Source organism: Halobacillus amylolyticus (assembly GCF_022921115.1).
GTDB classification, from domain to species: domain Bacteria; phylum Bacillota; class Bacilli; order Bacillales; family Halobacillaceae; genus Halobacillus_A; species Halobacillus_A amylolyticus.
This window is the reverse complement of record NZ_CP095075.1, coordinates 3292007-3309667: the sequence shown is the minus strand read 5'-3', so window position 1 is coordinate 3309667 and position 17661 is coordinate 3292007. Positions and strand designations below refer to the sequence as shown.

Sequence of the window (17661 nt, the reverse complement as noted above, 5' to 3'; positions counted from 1 at the left end):
GCCATTTCACCCCTATCGTCTTTTATTTCTGAGAAACTAGCTGACGTTCGATTCGGCTAAGCTTCCCGCTGACAGAACCATCAAAAATGCGATTGCCTACACGAAGACGAATGCCTCCGATAATGGATGTGTCGATCACATTAGTAAGGTTTAATGAACGTTTGCCGACTTTTGGTGCAAACGTTGCTGAAATACGTTGTTTTTCAACGTCTGAAAGTTCATTCACGGAATAAACGGTTGCGTCTGCAATCCCTTTTAGATCATTCATTTTCAAGATGAAGTGATCAATCATATCAATCATGATTTCTTCACGATGACGATCAATTAACAGCATTAGAGTGTGAAGCGTTTCCTTTGAAAAATCTTTCAAAGAATCGTTCAGCAGCTGTTTCTTCTCATCCACTGTTAAACGGGGATGCTTAAGGAATTGGACAAGCCCTTTATTACCTTTGAAAATGACACGCAGTGCACGTAATTCAGTTTCTATTACGTCCAGTTTGGATTGTTCTTGTCCGAGCTGAAAAAGAGCGGTGGCGTAACGTTTCGCAATGATCGTATTATCACTCATCGCTCTTCTCCTGACTCATTGATATATTTATCAATTAATGCTTGCTGATCTTGCTCAGACAATTCTTTTTCGATTACTTTCGATGCAATCATAACAGACATGGAAGCCACCTGATCTTTAAGTGTTTGAACGGCTTTATCACGCTCTTGCTCAATTTCCTGACGAGCAGAGATTTTGATACGCTCTGCTTCTTTACGAGCGGATTCAACGATATCTCGTTCTTGCTGTCCTGCTGTTTTACGCGCATCCTCAATAATACTCTGTGCGTCTTGACGCGTCTTTTTCAACTCTTCTGAAGCTTCACTTTGTTGACGTGCTGCTTCCTCACGGCTTTTTTCGGCTGTATCTATTTCATTTGCAATATAATCTTCACGCTCTTTCATCATGTTCATCAATGGTCCCCACGCAAACTTCCTTAGAAGTACAAGTAGAATGATGAAGAAGAACAGTTGAATAATCATATCGCCAACGGCAAATCCTGTTGCACCCAGGACTAAGTTCGCAGTAAATCCTTGCACAGTTGTCACTCCTTTCCACACCACACCTAACATAAGAAAAGCACAAGCACTTGATCAGCCGTGAGATAGGATCTCGAGAGGCTTTAGGTGCTAGAGCTAGATAATCAAGAAAAGCCCGACTTTTAAGCAGCAAGCTCTAAGGCGAAGTTTCCTTTACATAAACTTGGGTATGAAGTTCTTAATAAGATATAAAGCAATGGCGAAGATTCACGAATATGAACTTCGCCACCCACGCTTGTCTCAATTACTGACCCATTACGATAAATGCGATAACAACGCCGATGATTGGAACTGCCTCAACTAGTGCCACACCAATGAACATTGTTGTTTGAAGTGCACTGCGCAATTCTGGTTGACGCGCAATCCCTTCAACTGTACGACTTACAATCAAACCGTTACCAATACCAGCACCTAGTGCCGCTAAACCTACTGCAATTGCAGCTGCTAATAGACCCATAATGAAAATCCTCCTCATATTTTTAAAAAAGTTTTTTTATGCTTTTATTTTAATGGTCATCGCTCACCTTGTGAGACATATAAACCATCGTTAACATAACGAAAATAAATGCCTGGATGAAACCGATAAATGTACTAAAGCCCATCCATGCGACCATCGGAAGCGACGCTCCAATGAATCCACCAATACCACTAGCTGCAAGTCCTACCAATAAAGAAAGTAAAATTTCACCTGCATAGATGTTCCCGTATAGACGCAACCCAAGCGTTAACGTATTTGAGAATTCCTCGATAATTTTAAAAGGTAACAAAAATGGCACTGGGCGTACAAACCCTTTTCCATACTCTTTACCACCTTTTAATTTAACCCCATAATAATGGGATAACACTACGACCATAATCGCAAGCGTCATCGTAATTCCTGGATCGGCTGTTGGTGATTTCCACCATAGATTATGTCCGACAACCCCGTTGGTAATGACTCCCAGCATATTCGAAACAAATATGTAGGCAAATAATGTTAGACCCAGAGGTAAGAAAAGCCGACCTGTACGCCAGTCCATATTTGAACCGATGATTCCTTTTATGAAATCAATCAACCATTCCATGAAGTTCTGGAAACCTTTAGGGTAGCGTTGCATATTCCTTGTTGCCGCAACTCCGAGGATAAATACAATTAATGAAGCAATAAACATCATTAACACGTTAGATAAGTTGAAATCAAGCCAGGTGATTCCAAACGCATCCTCCCACATCGGTGCTTCGTGATTCAATCTGTTCACCTCTCTTCCGTCATGCTAATCTGTTGATTTGTTGAACAGGTAATCTATTAAAATGACAATGTAGGCTGCCATTAAGCCCAATACTACTGCAAACAATTGGAAATGTTCTTCAAACTGAAGGGCGATGACTACGGCTAAAGCACCTGAAGCCAATCTTGTAAAAGTCCCGATCCCTCTGATAGAGTGGTTGTCTGCTGATGCCTCACCGAGCTTTTTGATTTTTCGCTGCATGAGCCAGAGGTTGTAGAAACTAAGGGAACTTCCTAGTAGAAGTCCGAGGAAAACCGGTTGCCACGGTGTGACTCCCCACCCTAAAACGAGTAAGGCTAGTAGGTAGAACATCCACTTTCGCTGACGGACTATCATGTGTTGATAATCTTTCATGTGCATCGTCTCCCGTGTACGTTCGTACCAAATGAATCGTTCCGCATGTACTTGCTTTCTAAGCATAAGAAGACCTCATGTTAGAAAAGAGGGGTGTGCTTGGAATAAAGATCCGATCTATCTTCCATAAAAACACCAGTAAGTGGTCATCCCGCTAGCTGGGGTTCAAAAAGACAAATTCCACGTGTATTTGCTTATGTGAAAGGCATCACTTACCCCTTGTATCCATAAGCTATAAAGAATAAATATCCAGTGCTCCCAAGGGATGAAAACCTTATCATTCCACACTATGTAAGAATACAATAGGGGTCATATGATGTCAATGAGTTTACGAGCAAAAGTACAATTACACGACACCAGTCGATCACATTTCCGTCACAATTCACACAATGGACACAAACACACAAACAACCACCCAAAGCTTGAGTGGTTGTTTCCTTATAAACCTATTATTTCCACCTCAGGTCATCCATAATTTGGATGACCTGAGGTGGAAGTTATTGTTAGTTATTGTTGGTTTTTTAATTGGACTGGGAAGGTGGTGGTGCTAGTTTTTTTGTCTTTTGTGACGGTGACGACGGCAATGTAGGCTCCGCCTAGTTCTCCTTTAAATCCGCGGTCAACTTCACCTTCAACCATGCCCGCCTCCGGTTCTTCTAGTTCGAACAATGTACCTTGATGCAGCATTGTTCCTGCACGGTACAAGTCAACTGTAAGCTGATCGACCGCTTCTGTTAAATGAAAGCGGTACGATAGATCCTTCGATGTTTGCCAGTCTTGATAAAGCTCAAAGCCTGACACTTTCTCGTAATCGGCACCTTCCATCATAAACAGATACGGGATTTCATAAGCCTGGTCATCGCTCTTCAAGGTGACATATCCTTGATGAACCCCCGCTTCAACGAAAGCCTTCGACACGCTGAGTTCGATAGGCACCTCTACCTTCTCATTTGGCTCAAGTTCAACGGTTTGCGGCGTCATCCATGTGATCCCATTTGAACTTTCGGGCTCAGGCACACTAATCGTTTGGCTGTTATCCCCTTTGTTGTGCAATGTCACCATAACTTTTTCCCGAAAGAAGTTATTCTTAATACGACCAAAATTGAGTGCACCCGGTTCAATCCAGAGATCCGGATTAATCGCGGCTTCGGTATCGATGTACCCGGCCCCTTGTGCAGTCGGCGGGTAGGGCTGTCCCTTCTTCTGTATCAACAAATCGGCTGTTGTCATGAGCGAATGCTTGATTTGGGCCGGTGTCCAGTCGGGATGAGCTTCTTTGATGAGTGCAGCAACACCAGCGACGTGCGGTGCGGCCATACTTGTCCCTTGCAGCGGTTGATATCCACCCGGCACCGTACTGATAATCTGGACGCCAGGTGCGAGAATGTCCGGCTTGACCGTCCAATTCGTCGTCACCGGTCCTCTTGAACTGAACGGAGCGATGCCATGGTCCATTTGCTTCATGGTCGTTTCGAGCCACTGATTTTCCTCGACGCCATGCTCAAGCAGCCACTCCCCATCCTCCTTGCTGACAGTTGCAACTGGAATCGGAATTTCCTTGCCGTTCATCATTCCCTGAAACTGTCCCTCTTCATTGTTGTAAATAATCACACCAACCGCACCCTGCTCATACGCAAGGCGCGTCTTCACACCGAAGGGCACAACTCCCCGCTTCATCACAACAATCTTTCCTGACGCCGGGGGCACACCGTTCTCCCCTGTCCCCCCGTCGATTAAGGGATATTTTTTTGTAAAAGTCCAGGGTACGGAGCCCTGCAAAAGCTGGACGCCGACCTTTCGATCCTGCCCCGGCAATGTAAGGACAGGCTGCGTACCCGGGAGAGAGGCGGCCCCGACCGTGATCGCTTTCTGTGAGGTACCCGGCGAACCGACTGTCCAGGAGGCCGGGCCCGAGTTTCCCGCTGCGACAACAACGGTCGTGCCAAGCTCAACTGCCTTGTTGACCGCTTTCGTCGTTGGCCAATCAGGACCATTGACTGTGTTTCCGAGCGATAAGTTGATCACATCCATCCCCTCTTCAACGGCTTGCTCAATTGCGGCAATCACCTGCACCGATGAACCTGATCCACCCGGGCCAAGCGCGCGATAGACATAAAGCTCAGCATCAGGCGCGACACCCTTCATTTCCCCATCAGCCGCAATGATCCCGGAGACGTGTGTCCCATGCATCGTCGCCCCTAGCTGCCCCATCGTTTCCATCGGATCCTGGTCAAAGTCAACGACATCAAAGCCACCACGGTAGTTGGCGGTTAAGTCAGGATGTGTGTAATCCACCCCTGTATCAATGACCCCAACCTTGACACCCTCTCCTGTAAAAGAGGTCTGGCTTCGCACCACATCTGTCGTAAGCGTTTGAGTTTTTTCAGCTTGTGGGGTGAGGGTAGTGGTGTAGGTTCGAACAGGATATTGATTGACGACCGTATCTAAACGGGCGAGCTTCTCAAGCTCTTCCGCCTCTCCCTTGATCGCCACCCCTTGAAAAATGGTCGTGTAGGTTGCGACTATCTCGAGCCGCGGGAGCCTCGTTTCGATCTGACTCGCAAAAGCTTTTGGTGATTCGTCTAGTTCGACAATAATGGTGACTTCCTCTGACGGCTCCGGCTGGTCTTTCAGCAGTTCAGGGCGTGTAGGCTGAATAGGATCAGCTTGATTGCTAAACCCTGCGGTTGCCAACGCCAAGAGGAGTACGAGTGCAGAAATTTTGCCCATGCAAGAAGCTCCTTTTTCCATAGTTTGTGATGAATAGAAGTTGCTATGCATGATGAAAATAGCATTAGAGTTTTTGCCGAGCTTTCAATGGTTGCTGTTCGAGGGATTTTGACCAAAATCCAACCGATTCTACCCGAAATTGGAGTTATTCTGATGAAAAGCTCAGGCATTCTCCCCAAAATCGTGAGGATTCTAACTAAACAAGGAAGGATTCTGACCAAACGACTTATTTCATAAAAAAAGATCAAACCCGGCGAGTGGGTTTGATCCTTTTTGATTATTTCGTTTCAAAAGTATCCGGCTTATCGTCGCGATCCTTGAAAAAGTAGCGAATTGCTTCGGCAATGCGAGCGGACGCTTGTCCATCACCGTAAGGATTTGAAGCCTGTGACATCGCTTCGTGCTTACTGTCGTCGGACAGGAGCTCGTTGGCCAGGTTGAAAATATGATCTTCTTCTGTGCCGGCAAGTTTCAATGTGCCTGCTTCGATGCCTTCCGGACGTTCGGTTGTGTCACGCAAAACGAGCACAGGAACACCAAGGGATGGCGCTTCTTCTTGGACGCCGCCTGAATCGGTTAAAATCAAGTGGGCGCGCGATGCGAAGTTGTGGAAATCGATGACATCAAGTGGTTTGATCAGCTTGATGCGGTCATCATTCCCTAAGATCTCATCAGCTGTTTCCTGCACGACAGGGTTTAAGTGGACAGGGTAGACCACTTGCACATCGTCATGAGTTTCCACCAAACGCTTAATCGCGCGGAACATTTGCTGCATGTTATTGCCGAGATTCTCGCGGCGATGGGCGGTCATCAACACGAGGCGCTTGTCACCTAGTTGGTCAAGGACTTCGTGAGTATACTCGCTGTCGACCGTTGTCTTCAAAGCATCAATTGCAGTATTTCCTGTGACAAAAATGTTATTCTCAATTTTATTTTCAGCTAGCAGATTATCTCGCGATTTATTCGTCGGTGCAAAATGAAGATCGGCCATGACACCTGTTAGCTGGCGGTTCATTTCTTCCGGGAATGGTGAGTATTTGTTCCACGTTCTTAACCCCGCTTCGACGTGTCCGACGGGAATTTGATTGTAATAGGCTGCGAGAGAGGCTGCGAATGTTGTCGTTGTGTCACCATGAACAAGCACGACATCCGGCTCGGTTTTCTTCATGATGTCGTCAAGCCCCTCAAGCGCTCGTGCTGTGACAGCCGTCAGCGTTTGACGATCCTTCATGATGTTTAAATCGTAATCGGGTTCAATGCTGAAAATATTCAAGACTTGGTCAAGCATCTGTCTGTGCTGAGCGGTCACTGTGACGATGGGCTCAAACTGCTCTAACCTTTTTTTTAATTCTAAAACAAGCGGCGCCATTTTAATCGCTTCGGGGCGTGTTCCGAAAATAGTCATGACTTTAATGCGGTTGGACATGGATGGGCCTCCTTACTTCGTGCCGAACAGGCGATCACCTGCATCGCCTAAGCCTGGTTCGATGTAGCCTTTTTCGTTCAAACGCTCGTCCATTGCGGCTAAATAAATGTCAACATCTGGATGCGCCTCTTGAACAGCCTCGACACCTTCAGGTGCAGCGACGAGGCACATCAGGCGGATTTGGCGGGCGCCGCGTTTTTTCAATGATTCGATCGCTTCGTTGGCGGAACCGCCTGTCGCGAGCATTGGATCAATCACAATAAGTTCACGTTCTTCGATATCACTTGGAAGTTTGACATAGTATTCTACAGGTTGCAGTGTTTCAGGGTCGCGGTAAAGACCGACATGACCTACTTTCGCTGCAGGAATCAGTTTGATAATCCCGTCTACCATGCCTAGACCAGCACGAAGGATCGGTACTAGACCAATTTTCTTCCCTGTCAGCACTTGGGCTTTCGCGTTTGATACAACCGGGGTGTCGATTTCCACTTGTTCAAGCGGCAGGTCACGAGTGATTTCGAAAGCCATAAGGGCGGCGACTTCATCGACTAATTGGCGAAAATCCTTCGTCCCTGTTTCGTTTTTGCGTATGTACGTCAATTTATGTTGAATTAATGGATGGTCTAACACATAAACTTTTCCCATTGCCAGTCAACTCCTTCTCATAATATGCATCCTATAAATTGTACTGAAAAAAAATCGAACAAGCAAGTCACGAAAGGTGGAGAGGGGCGGTTAGACCTGAATTAGTGGAAGTTCGGCTAAAAACGGAACGTCCTGTTCCAACGCCGAACTGACCCGCGTCCTGCGGGCCCAAGCAGAGCACTGCAGTGAAGTGCTCTTTTTTCCCGGAAGTGAACTGCTTATGTCGCGAAGGGCTGCCCCTCGCAGCTAGCCGGTCACGAAAAAATGCCCTTCCTCTGCAAATTTGGATATATGCAATTAATGAGATTTACGTGCAATTATCCCGGATTATGTGCAATTATCTCGAATTTCGTGCAATTAATCCAAATTTCGTGCAATTATTTAAAATTCCGTGCAATTAGCCACGACCTCCGACCAACTCGACAACGCCGAAACGCAAAAGAAAAACCACTAACCCTGAGGCTAGTGGCTTCTACATTAGGAAGTTGTCAGCAATGTTGGATAAAGTGGGAAGCGGGACGTCAGCTTCTGTACACGTTCAGCTACTTCCTTCAGTTTATCAGCATCTTCATGATTTTTCAGTGTTAGGGCAATTTGTTCAGCGATTTCTTCCATCTCTTTTTCTTTGAAGCCACGGCTTGTAACGGCCGCTGTACCAATGCGGATTCCACTCGTTACAAATGGGCTTTCCGGATCAAATGGAATCGCGTTTTTGTTGGTCGTGATGCCAACTTCGTCTAATGCCTTTTCGGCTACTTTTCCTGTTAGGCCGAGGGTTTGCAGGTCGAGTAGCAGCAAGTGATTGTCGGTACCGCCGGATACGAGGCGGACACCATTTTTCTTAAGCGATTCCGCCAGCTGTTTTGCATTTGCGATAATTTGGCGGGAATATTGTTTGAATTCCGGATCAAGCGCTTCTTTGAAAGAAACAGCTTTTGCTGCGATCACGTGCATAAGCGGACCGCCTTGCATGCCCGGGAATACGGATTTGTCAATTTTCTTAGCAAATTCTTCTTCACAAAAAATCATGCCGCCGCGTGGTCCACGCAACGTTTTGTGTGTGGTTGTCGTTACGAACTGGGCGTGTGGAACTGGGTTTGGATGCAAACCGGAAGCGACGAGCCCGGCAATGTGGGCCATATCAACCATGAGATAGGCGCCGACTTCATCCGCAATTTCTCTGAACTTAGCAAAATCAATCTCGCGTGGATAGGCACTTGCCCCTGCTACGATCAACTTCGGCTTCACTTCTTTTGCTTTTGCCAAGACAGCATCGTAGTCAATTTGTTCATGATCTTGATCGACACCGTACTCTTCAAAGTCATAAAGCGTACCACTGAAGTTTACCGGGCTGCCGTGAGTAAGGTGGCCGCCATGGTTCAAGTTCATGCCAAGCACCTTATCGCCAGGGTTAAGAACCGTAAAGTAAACAGCCATGTTCGCCTGGGCGCCAGAGTGCGGCTGGACGTTGGCATGCTCAGCCCCAAATAGTTCCTTGGCACGATCTCTTGCCAAGTTCTCAACAACATCAACGTGCTCACAGCCGCCATAGTAACGGCGCCCCGGGTAACCTTCTGCATATTTGTTTGTTAAAACTGATCCCATTGCCTCCATAACAGCTTCGGATACGAAATTCTCAGAAGCGATCAGCTCAATATTGTGGTTTTGACGATCTTTTTCATCCTTAATAGCTGCAAACACTTCTGCATCCGTTGATTTAACATGTTCCATGATCGAATTCCCCTCTCAAGTTACTTTACTCTTCAAGTTCGTAAACCGCTCGGGCGCCGCCGACGAGTGGCGGGCGGGTGCGAGCTACCGTGACATGTGCTTGTCCAATTACTTTTTGCTCAAGGCGAAGCGGTACGGCGACGCGCTTCAAATGCATTCCAATTAGCGTATCTCCAATGTCTACTCCCGCATCTGCTTCAATCGCCTCTACTAAAACAGGATCCTCCATCTGTTTATAAGCATAGGAAGCCATTGATCCACCTGCTTTCGGAACGGGAATGGCCGCTACTTCTTTGTAGTTATGCTGCTTTTGCACAGAGCGTTCGATGACGAGTGAACGATTTAAGTGTTCACAGCACTGAAATGCGATGTCAATTCCTTTTTGTTCAGTGAGCTTCTGCCATTCATTATACACAACTTTGGCAATTGCTTCACTGCCTGAAGTGCCAATTTTTTCGCCAGCAATTTCGCTGGTTGAGCACCCAATGACAAGTAGACCATTCTTGATATGGCCGCTTTCCAACAGCTGTCTGACAACGGAAGCTACCTCCTGCTGAATGGCTTGTACATCAGTCATATGCTCATCTCCTTTTTGAGTGGCTAAATTTTTCTTGTAAAAAAGAGAAGCACGAGAGCTTCTCCTGAATATTTTCATTCTATCATATTTTTCAAAATTCTTCGTTGGGTACGTATGCTCAAAAAAAGAAGATGGCATTTGGCCGCATCCCTATCTAAGGTGAGCATTTGATCGAGCTGTCAGCAAATTATATAAATCTCTTTTTCCCCTTGTCGTGAAAGATGTAAAATTTTCTAAACCTAAACGCTCGCCTATGCTTTTCGTCCTTCATACTTCGTAATTTTCCCTACCCGATTTTCATGGCGGCCGGCTTCGTAATCTGTTTCAAGCCAGGTACGAGCGATTTCCTTGGCGAGACCTGGTCCGATGACACGTTCCCCCATGCAAAGGACATTGGAGTTATTGTGCTCGCGAGTTGCTTTTGCTGTGAACAGGTCGTGGACAAGGGCAGCACGAATACCATTCACTTTATTGGCTGAAATTGACATGCCGATGCCTGTCCCGCAAATAAGAATCCCTCTATCAAATTCGCCGCTGGCCACTCGTTCGGCGGCTGGAATGGCGTAGTCCGGGAAATCTACGGATGTTTCGCAATTACAGCCGATGTCTTCAAATTCTATATGTAATTCATCGAGTACGTCTGCTATTTCACGACGCAGATTCACTCCACCGTGATCGGATGCTATAATCACTTTCATCGGATCGACACTCTCCTCTATCTTGTTATTCGTTTATTTTACCGTAGTTAGCAGGGAAGGAAAACCCCTTGCAGAAGATCTTAATCCGTCGTTTCATTAATCGATATTGTTGGAAAGTTTTTTCAATAGAAGGTCGATATGCTCATTGAGTTCATCACGTGTCTCCCTGTACACTTGGACACTTTTGCCGTAAGGATCTGTGATATTTAAGCTTGGAATCTTGGCTTCAAGTTGTTGAATCACTTCGATCTCATTTGAAAGTTCTTTACGAAGGCGTTTTTCAATTTCGCCTTCCGTCAGGTCTTCTTCCATATTACTTAAATGAAAGATCCTTTTTTCCTCAAAAGACGCATAAAGATTCTTGAGCTGCTGCCATTGCTGTTCATCAATGAGAACATATTCTTTTAACGTGTAAAATTTAGTTTGCTCCTCAGGATACTGCAATGCCAAAGTTTGCTTATGCTTATCGGTCATCGTTAATACGAGGTCAGCCCATTTGAGAAGGTCCTTGTTAACTGATGTTGAAGAATGATTGAAGGAAAGCCCAATTTCACTTAACACGTGTTCTGTTCCTTCTGACAATGGTTGTCCGTATCCTGCAAAAATTCCTGCTGAACGGACGTCAATGTCATTATTTTTAAACTTTAAAAGAGCCTCAGCCATAGGACTGCGGCAAGTATTCCCTGTGCATACAAATAAAACGTTCATGTCGATTCACTGCTCCTCACCTGAGGCGTTTTTATTTATCATATCACATTTATTTCGGAAAAAAATAGTTTAGAAAATGGCGTAAAGACCAAGCGCGCACAGAATACTCCCGCCCAATAATTCACTATACGTTCCAAGAAGCCCGCTTGCTCGTCTGCCTATAATAAAGCCTGCCCACGTAAGTACAGTGCTAGCCACTCCAAAAGACAAGATCGATATGATAATGGCTGTATCGTTAAGTCCGAGGCTGAAACCCACAGGAAAGCTGTCAATGCTTACACTTACTGCGAATATCCACAGACCGGCACCGACGAGTGTATGGGCAGCGGATCGTTTTTCTGCAAATGATGCAAAAATGGTGTAAAAGCCAAGTCCGAGCAATAAGAAGCCCCCTGCCACCGCAGCCCACGTGCTAGCACTATCTGAAAGCCATGTACCTAATACCATTCCGAGGCCGGGCATCAGCATATGAAAAATCCCAACGACGATGCCTGCAAAAAAAGCATGTTTAAGCCTAACTGCCTGCATGCCCATCCCAAGAGATACGGAAAAAGCATCCATACCAAGTGCAAATGAAAGTAACAATAATGACGCAACATGTTCAACTATCATGAGAAAGCCCCCCTCCGGACATGCTATGCGGAAAATGGGGCAAGTATGTTTGCTACTGACTCACTTTTTGGACGGCTGCTTTTGTTAAACGATTCATAATCGCAGCCCCTACCCCGTGCTCCGGGAAGGTTTCACACAAAATGACGTCGACATCCGATTTCTTAAACTGCCTTAAAGCCCCGTACAAGTTGCCGGCTACCTCAGTCAAATCCTGCTTGGACCCACATGTTAGTACCCTATTATGATCTAATTCTGCCGCTAGTTCACTACTTGCGATGACGCCAACACGCTGATCCGTTGCTTTCAATTGATTCAATTGATTTTGAAAAAACTCCCTATCTCCATCAACGAGCCAGAGCGGGGCTTCCGGCGCATAATGGGTATATTTCATCCCTGGTGACTTGGGCTTGGTTTCTTGATCAGCCAATGCCGGGTCAATAATGATAGTTGGAATAAATGGCTGCAAGTCTTCTTTTGTAACTCCCCCCGGCCTCAGAATCATCGGAATTTCCGCTGTACAATCAAGGACTGTTGATTCGACGCCAACTCCTGTAGGGCCACCGTCCACGATCCCGGCAATCCGTCCATCGAGATCCTGACTAACATGAACAGCTTCTGTGGGACTAGGCCGCCCCGAGCGATTGGCACTCGGTGCAGCCAAAGGCCTTCCTGCTGCTGTTAAAAGGCTCAGTGCAACGGTGTGATCTGGCATGCGAATGGCGATCGTCGGCAAACCAGCCGTTACGTTTGAAGCGGCCGTGCCATTGCTTGGCAGGATCAGCGTCAAAGGCCCTGGCCAAAAATTGTCCATTAATTTGCGTGCAATTGGCGGGGTTTCTGTCACAAGCCCCTCGACTTGTGATTTGTCTGCAACATGAACAATCAGGGGATTATCTGCCGGCCGCCCCTTCGCCTCAAAAATACGTTGAACCGCTACCTCATTCGTCGCATCCGCCCCGAGTCCATAAACCGTTTCTGTCGGAAAAGCAACGACCTGCTGTTGATGAAGCAGCCCAGCCGCTTCTCTGATGGCTTGATCGTGCTCAGTTGCATTTGTGGATAGCTTCCAATACTGTGTAGTCATATTCATGCCTGGTTCTCCTTTTTAGAGGTTGTTCAAAAAGTCACCAAATGATAAGAGGCGACTCTCTTCGTTAGCTCGCTTTTGAAGAGCGTGTTCCCCTGCGTCTACAGGCCTATTCAAAGAAGTAAATTCCTCGGGGCAAGGCAGCGAAGAAGGATATTCTCTGAAGTGGCCTCGCTACTCACGTATCAACAAGCAGCAGCGGAACTTCTACTAAAACCGTGCACGTCCTGTGCAAGTCCTTTCCTTGGAAAAGAAGGACACTTTTCCTTCGTGCGATGCCAATTCGGGGAAGATTTCCTTGGCGCTTAAAGCTACGTCGCCTCGACCTTCTTTCTTCTAATTTGGCAACTTTTTGAACACTCACTTTTAACAACTTACTACTAATAATTATGAATAATTCGGCAGATAATCGCAAATTCAGACACTACTAACAGGTTATCCTCAACTTATACACAGTTTTATCCACATATCCAGTGTCTTTCAGGTGGATATCCTCTACCACCTGAAAGTATATCCACACGATATCCACAAAATCTTATATAATTGTGAATAAGTGCTCCGGTTATCAACATTAATTGTTGATAACTTTATATGTCCACAACTGCTGCTCCTCGTCCTTACACTCAAACTGTTGATGGGCGAGTAAATGATTGAGATCTTTCGAGTGACTCTCCACCTGCAGTTCGCGAATCTCTTCTTCTTTCACATAGTCCTGAATCAATTCAAAGACATATAAGATACCCGCCTTAGATACGTCTTCTGCCACACTTAGCTGTTGTAGCCTGCTGACCCCTTCCTCTTGTTCAGCCAAAATAAATGAGCCCACCTCATGATGATCCTTTTTGATCACATATCCACATTCTCCGTTATGTTTAAGGTTCAATTTTTCAATATACATAAAACTCCCCCTATCTAGTATGTGTTCAAAAAGCTGCCGAACGTGAATTTATTCTTGGCTTCCTTATCTTTTTTCTCGAGTAAGCTTGTAGACACAGATGCAGATCCCCTTTAAATAAGAAATTTCACGCTTTTGGTGACTTTTTGAACAACCTTTCTAGTACTCTATGAAAAGAGAGGAGATGATATGCTAGGATACGATTTTTTTCCAAAGTTTTACGAGAATGAACTCCACTTCTTTCTTCTCAGGTTCTTTTGCCTGCTCAGAATCTTGTTCACCATCCGTTTCCTCCGCGTGGGCAACGGTCGCGCCGTTAGAGAAATCCAAGAAGCAAAGCGGCGGGAATAGGACGCACCACCAATTATCGCCTTCTCCTTCACCCAGCGTGATTAGGATTGCTTCATATTCACCCGCTGGATAAATGTATGAGCCATATAGCTTCGTAGGAAATTCAACTTGCTTGCCATACTTTACTTGATAGCTTTGCTCGCTCCCTGCTTGTTCAATCGTTTCTTTTACAATCGTATCTATGTCTCGTAGTCTTGACTGAATGAGCGACCGAGCTGCTTCGATAGAGGTAAGTTCCTCCACCCACTTGGTAATTTCAGCATTAACTTCATCGCGTACATCACGCTTAAGCTCTTGCGCCTTTTTATCATTGTTATCAGCTAATATTCTCAGACGAATCGCTTCGTCCGGAATGACTTGATATTGTGAACTTGAGGATGCTCCGCTCATATGTCCCCAAGGTAAAATTGATAAAACTATTAAAACCGCTGCTGTAGTAAGAATTATTTTTTTCATAAAAAATCCCTCCCCTGTTACTGGCTAGTATGGGCAGGGAGGAAATCTTTTAAACATGAAATCTATTAATCTGATCAGAACATGAGTTAGGGCTGTACATTCATGCCAGCCCCCTTGAGGAAGTTCTCTAGTCGGCTAATTCAGCAAAAATCATTCGGTCTTTTTTGTTAATATCCTGCTTGATTTGGACATCATAGCCAGGTAATTTTCTTTCAATCAGGCTTTTGACTGCTTCACCTTGTTCATGGCCAATTTCAAAAGCAACCAGCGATGGGGATAACTTGTATCGAGCGAGTTGCTCAACGATCGTCCGATAAGCAGCCAATCCCTCTTCCTTGGCAAATAGCGCTAACGATGGATCGAAATTTTTAACCGTTTCCGAAAGCTGTTCCGAAAAAGCAATATAGGGCGGGTTTGAAACGATCACATCAATAGGCTGTTGTTTGATCGGCTCGAGAAAATCACCTTGGAAAAACTCGATGTCAGCATTGAGTGTGTCAGCATTTTGCTTAGCGACTTGGATGGCTTCTGTGGAAAGATCTGTAGCTAAAAGCTGGCTCGACGATAGCTCAAGCTTTAAAGTAATGGCGATGATCCCACTGCCTGTGCCGAGATCAGCAATCACAGGCGACTTCAGCTTCATCTTTTTGATTGTACCGAGCACAAGCTCTTCCGTTTCTGGCCGGGGGATTAGCACGTGATGATTAACCGTAAATTCTCGTCCATAAAATGGCGCCTTTCCAATTAAGTGCTGGACGGGAACGCCTGTACAGGCATGGTCCTCAACGGCTTTTTTAAACCATACCTGCTTCTGTTCCGGAAAAGAATCGCGTTCATAAGCGAGCAACTGGGAAAATGATAGACTAAGCTGATGTTCCAGCAGCAGGTCAGCTACCCGAACTTCGCGGCCATGCTTTTGTAAAAAAAGAGAAGCCCAGCGTCGGGCTTCCTGAATCGTAGCAAACGGCATTTGCTCGTTATTCACCGATAGACTCCAGCTTCTTCGTTTGCTCTTCAATCAGCAGAGCCTCGAGAATTTCGTCCATATTGCCTTGCAGAACCTGGTCAAGCTTCTGTAGCGTTAAGCCGATACGGTGATCCGTTACACGTGTTTGCGGGAAATTATACGTACGTATCCGCTCTGAACGATCCCCTGTTCCAACCGCAGATTTACGGCTTTCATCAAATTCAGCTTGCTGCTCCTGCTGAAACTTATCGTAAATACGTGCTCGTAACACCTTCATCGCTTTTTCTTTGTTCTTGATTTGTGATTTCTCATCCTGACAGGACACTACGATTCCAGTTGGTTCGTGCGTCAACCGTACCGCAGACATGGTCGTATTTACACTTTGTCCGCCTGGTCCGCTTGAAGCAAATGTATCAACGCGAATATCTTTGTCGTGTACCTCGACTTCGACTTCTTCTGCTTCTGGCATAACAACGACTGTTGCTGTCGACGTATGAATCCGCCCACCCGATTCCGTTTCCGGAACACGTTGGACACGATGGGCGCCATTTTCGAATTTCATTTTTGAATAGGCTCGATCCCCATTAATCATAAAAATGATCTCTTTGTAGCCGCCGACATCATTGGCATTCGCTTCAATGACTTCTGTCTTCCAGCCTTGGGACTCCGCGTATCTTGCATACATCCGGTAAAGATCACCTGCAAATAAAGCCGCTTCGTCTCCACCAGCTGCTCCGCGAACTTCCATAATTACGTTTTTATCATCATTTGGATCACTCGGAAGCATAAGGACTTTCAAACGCTCTTCAAGGTCTACCTTTCGCTCAGAAAGCTCATTGATTTCCTCTTTCACCATTGCTTCCATCTCGCTATCAAGGCTGTCATCAAGCATGACTTTCGCATCGTCAAGCTGTTCGGCTACTTCCTTATACTCACGGTAGGCCGTCACCGTATCCTGTAAACCTGATTGCTCTTTTGAATATTCACGTAGTTTATTCGTATCCGAAATTACTTCAGGATCACTGAGTAATTCATTCAATTTTTCATAACGGTCTTCAAGTGTTTGCAAACGTTCGATCAATGGTATGCACCTCTTTCTCCATAACAGTCTAATTATATTATAGAGAGGATAGGGTTACAACCACATCCCTCTTAAAAACAGGTTTAGCGTTATTGTGGATCGCACGTAATCGAAGCTAAATTGCAAAAAAATTTAAAAAGTACAAAGATTTAAGGCACTTTTTCGAAAAGCTTGTTGTTATAAACACGCAGTTAAAATATGCTTTCCCGCGAGCAACCAGCGAGCCTCCTCGAACGTCACTGACGTTCCGTTCCTGTGGAATCTCGCTTTGGTCACTGTTCCCGCAGGAGTCTTCTTGTATTTCAACAGCTAACATGAGCCATTCATGTTGTTTTTGATTCGGGTTTTAGCTTATCCTCTTTTGGCGTTGCTTAATCTAGACTTGAGGAGGTACCCCCTTTTTTTAATACCTCGGCATAAGGGGCTTAAATTATGAAATTTACTCAATTGCATATCTTTCGGGTTATTTGCGCGAAAAAGTCAATAATTGCACCAATTAGACGATTATTTGCATATTTACATGAAAACAGCATGAGGTCGAAAACCCTGGAGTCGCTACTACCTAATTTTCACATTTATATTATAGCGCGGTACAGCTCCATACACAGATTCTTTAATTTGTTTGCTCCAATCCATTTTTTCCTCATTGCTCAATTCGCGGTCGACACTAACCGTCACCCACGCTTGACCTGCTTCAATAATGACACGTTTCACCGTAACCCCTGGAACTTGGTTTGCGGCCTCTTTCATCATTTCCCGATCTTGCTTTCGTCCCCACGTATCACCGACTCGATCCATCGAACGGGGATTTTCATATTCCACATCTGATGTGTTTTCATCTTGCAGACTCATATTCTCTATGTCCTCGCGGTTCGTGCTTCCCTGGAAGTTCTCATATTGCTGGCCGCATGCCGCCGTTATCAATGTCATCATTACAAGTACTCCAATTACTCGAATCATCTCTTACACACCTCTTCTCTTTTTCTCTA

At 45.5% G+C, this 17661-nt stretch carries 19 protein-coding genes; all 19 read right to left on the bottom strand.

Annotation, left to right across the window (positions count from 1 at the left end):
• Positions 1-22 precede the first annotated feature (22 nt).
• Positions 23-568: a F0F1 ATP synthase subunit delta gene (locus MUO15_RS16915; protein ID WP_245031109.1), complete on the bottom strand. Its 546-nt coding sequence runs from the start codon at positions 566-568 to the stop codon at positions 23-25.
• On the bottom strand, positions 565-1086 hold the full coding sequence (atpF, locus tag MUO15_RS16910; RefSeq protein ID WP_245031103.1) for a F0F1 ATP synthase subunit B: 522 nt from the start codon (positions 1084-1086) through the stop codon (positions 565-567). The genes MUO15_RS16915 and atpF overlap by 4 nt, the downstream gene beginning before the upstream one ends.
• Before the next feature lie 244 nt (positions 1087-1330).
• Entirely contained in the window at positions 1331-1543 is a 213-nt protein-coding gene (gene atpE, locus MUO15_RS16905; RefSeq protein ID WP_026799008.1) for a F0F1 ATP synthase subunit C, read from the bottom strand.
• Between the two features lie 49 nt (positions 1544-1592).
• Positions 1593-2315 (bottom strand): F0F1 ATP synthase subunit A, encoded by a 723-nt coding sequence (gene atpB / locus MUO15_RS16900; protein WP_245031101.1) that lies wholly within the window; start codon positions 2313-2315, stop codon positions 1593-1595.
• Positions 2316-2339: 24 nt separating this feature from the next.
• On the bottom strand, positions 2340-2708 hold the full coding sequence (locus tag MUO15_RS16895) for an ATP synthase subunit I (protein WP_245036066.1): 369 nt from the start codon (positions 2706-2708) through the stop codon (positions 2340-2342).
• A gap of 507 nt (positions 2709-3215) precedes the next feature.
• Positions 3216-5408 carry a S8 family serine peptidase gene (locus tag MUO15_RS16890; protein WP_305853251.1) on the bottom strand — a complete coding sequence of 731 codons (2193 nt, stop codon included), beginning with the start codon at positions 5406-5408 and terminating at the stop codon, positions 3216-3218.
• A gap of 307 nt (positions 5409-5715) precedes the next feature.
• Positions 5716-6864 (bottom strand): non-hydrolyzing UDP-N-acetylglucosamine 2-epimerase, encoded by a 1149-nt coding sequence (wecB, locus tag MUO15_RS16885; RefSeq protein ID WP_245031092.1) that lies wholly within the window; start codon positions 6862-6864, stop codon positions 5716-5718.
• Positions 6865-6876: 12 nt separating this feature from the next.
• Positions 6877-7509: a uracil phosphoribosyltransferase gene (upp, locus tag MUO15_RS16880; RefSeq protein WP_245031090.1), complete on the bottom strand. Its 633-nt coding sequence runs from the start codon at positions 7507-7509 to the stop codon at positions 6877-6879.
• A gap of 477 nt (positions 7510-7986) precedes the next feature.
• Positions 7987-9240 carry a serine hydroxymethyltransferase gene (locus MUO15_RS16875; protein WP_245031087.1) on the bottom strand — a complete coding sequence of 418 codons (1254 nt, stop codon included), beginning with the start codon at positions 9238-9240 and terminating at the stop codon, positions 7987-7989.
• A gap of 25 nt (positions 9241-9265) precedes the next feature.
• Entirely contained in the window at positions 9266-9817 is a 552-nt protein-coding gene (locus tag MUO15_RS16870) for a TIGR01440 family protein (protein ID WP_245031085.1), read from the bottom strand.
• A 251-nt stretch (positions 9818-10068) separates the two neighbouring features.
• Entirely contained in the window at positions 10069-10515 is a 447-nt protein-coding gene (gene rpiB / locus MUO15_RS16865) for a ribose 5-phosphate isomerase B (RefSeq protein WP_245031083.1), read from the bottom strand.
• 96 nt (positions 10516-10611) lie between these two features.
• Positions 10612-11223, bottom strand: a complete 612-nt coding sequence (locus MUO15_RS16860; protein ID WP_256464143.1) for a low molecular weight protein arginine phosphatase — start codon at positions 11221-11223, stop codon at positions 10612-10614.
• Between the two features lie 69 nt (positions 11224-11292).
• Positions 11293-11835, bottom strand: coding sequence for a manganese efflux pump MntP (locus MUO15_RS16855; protein ID WP_245031081.1), 543 nt, complete (start codon positions 11833-11835; stop codon positions 11293-11295).
• A 52-nt stretch (positions 11836-11887) separates the two neighbouring features.
• On the bottom strand, positions 11888-12919 hold the full coding sequence (locus MUO15_RS16850; RefSeq protein ID WP_396266358.1) for an L-threonylcarbamoyladenylate synthase: 1032 nt from the start codon (positions 12917-12919) through the stop codon (positions 11888-11890).
• A 574-nt stretch (positions 12920-13493) separates the two neighbouring features.
• Positions 13494-13820, bottom strand: a complete 327-nt coding sequence (locus MUO15_RS16845; RefSeq protein WP_245031071.1) for a hypothetical protein — start codon at positions 13818-13820, stop codon at positions 13494-13496.
• A gap of 189 nt (positions 13821-14009) precedes the next feature.
• Positions 14010-14624, bottom strand: coding sequence for a stage II sporulation protein R (spoIIR, locus tag MUO15_RS16840; protein WP_245031069.1), 615 nt, complete (start codon positions 14622-14624; stop codon positions 14010-14012).
• 127 nt (positions 14625-14751) lie between these two features.
• Positions 14752-15609: a peptide chain release factor N(5)-glutamine methyltransferase gene (gene prmC / locus MUO15_RS16835; RefSeq protein WP_245031067.1), complete on the bottom strand. Its 858-nt coding sequence runs from the start codon at positions 15607-15609 to the stop codon at positions 14752-14754.
• Positions 15602-16672: a peptide chain release factor 1 gene (prfA, locus tag MUO15_RS16830; protein ID WP_245031065.1), complete on the bottom strand. Its 1071-nt coding sequence runs from the start codon at positions 16670-16672 to the stop codon at positions 15602-15604. Before prfA ends, prmC begins: the two co-directional genes overlap by 8 nt.
• A 558-nt stretch (positions 16673-17230) precedes the next feature.
• Positions 17231-17632 carry an HMG-box domain-containing protein gene (locus tag MUO15_RS16820; protein ID WP_245031062.1) on the bottom strand — a complete coding sequence of 134 codons (402 nt, stop codon included), beginning with the start codon at positions 17630-17632 and terminating at the stop codon, positions 17231-17233.
• Positions 17633-17661 lie beyond the last annotated feature (29 nt).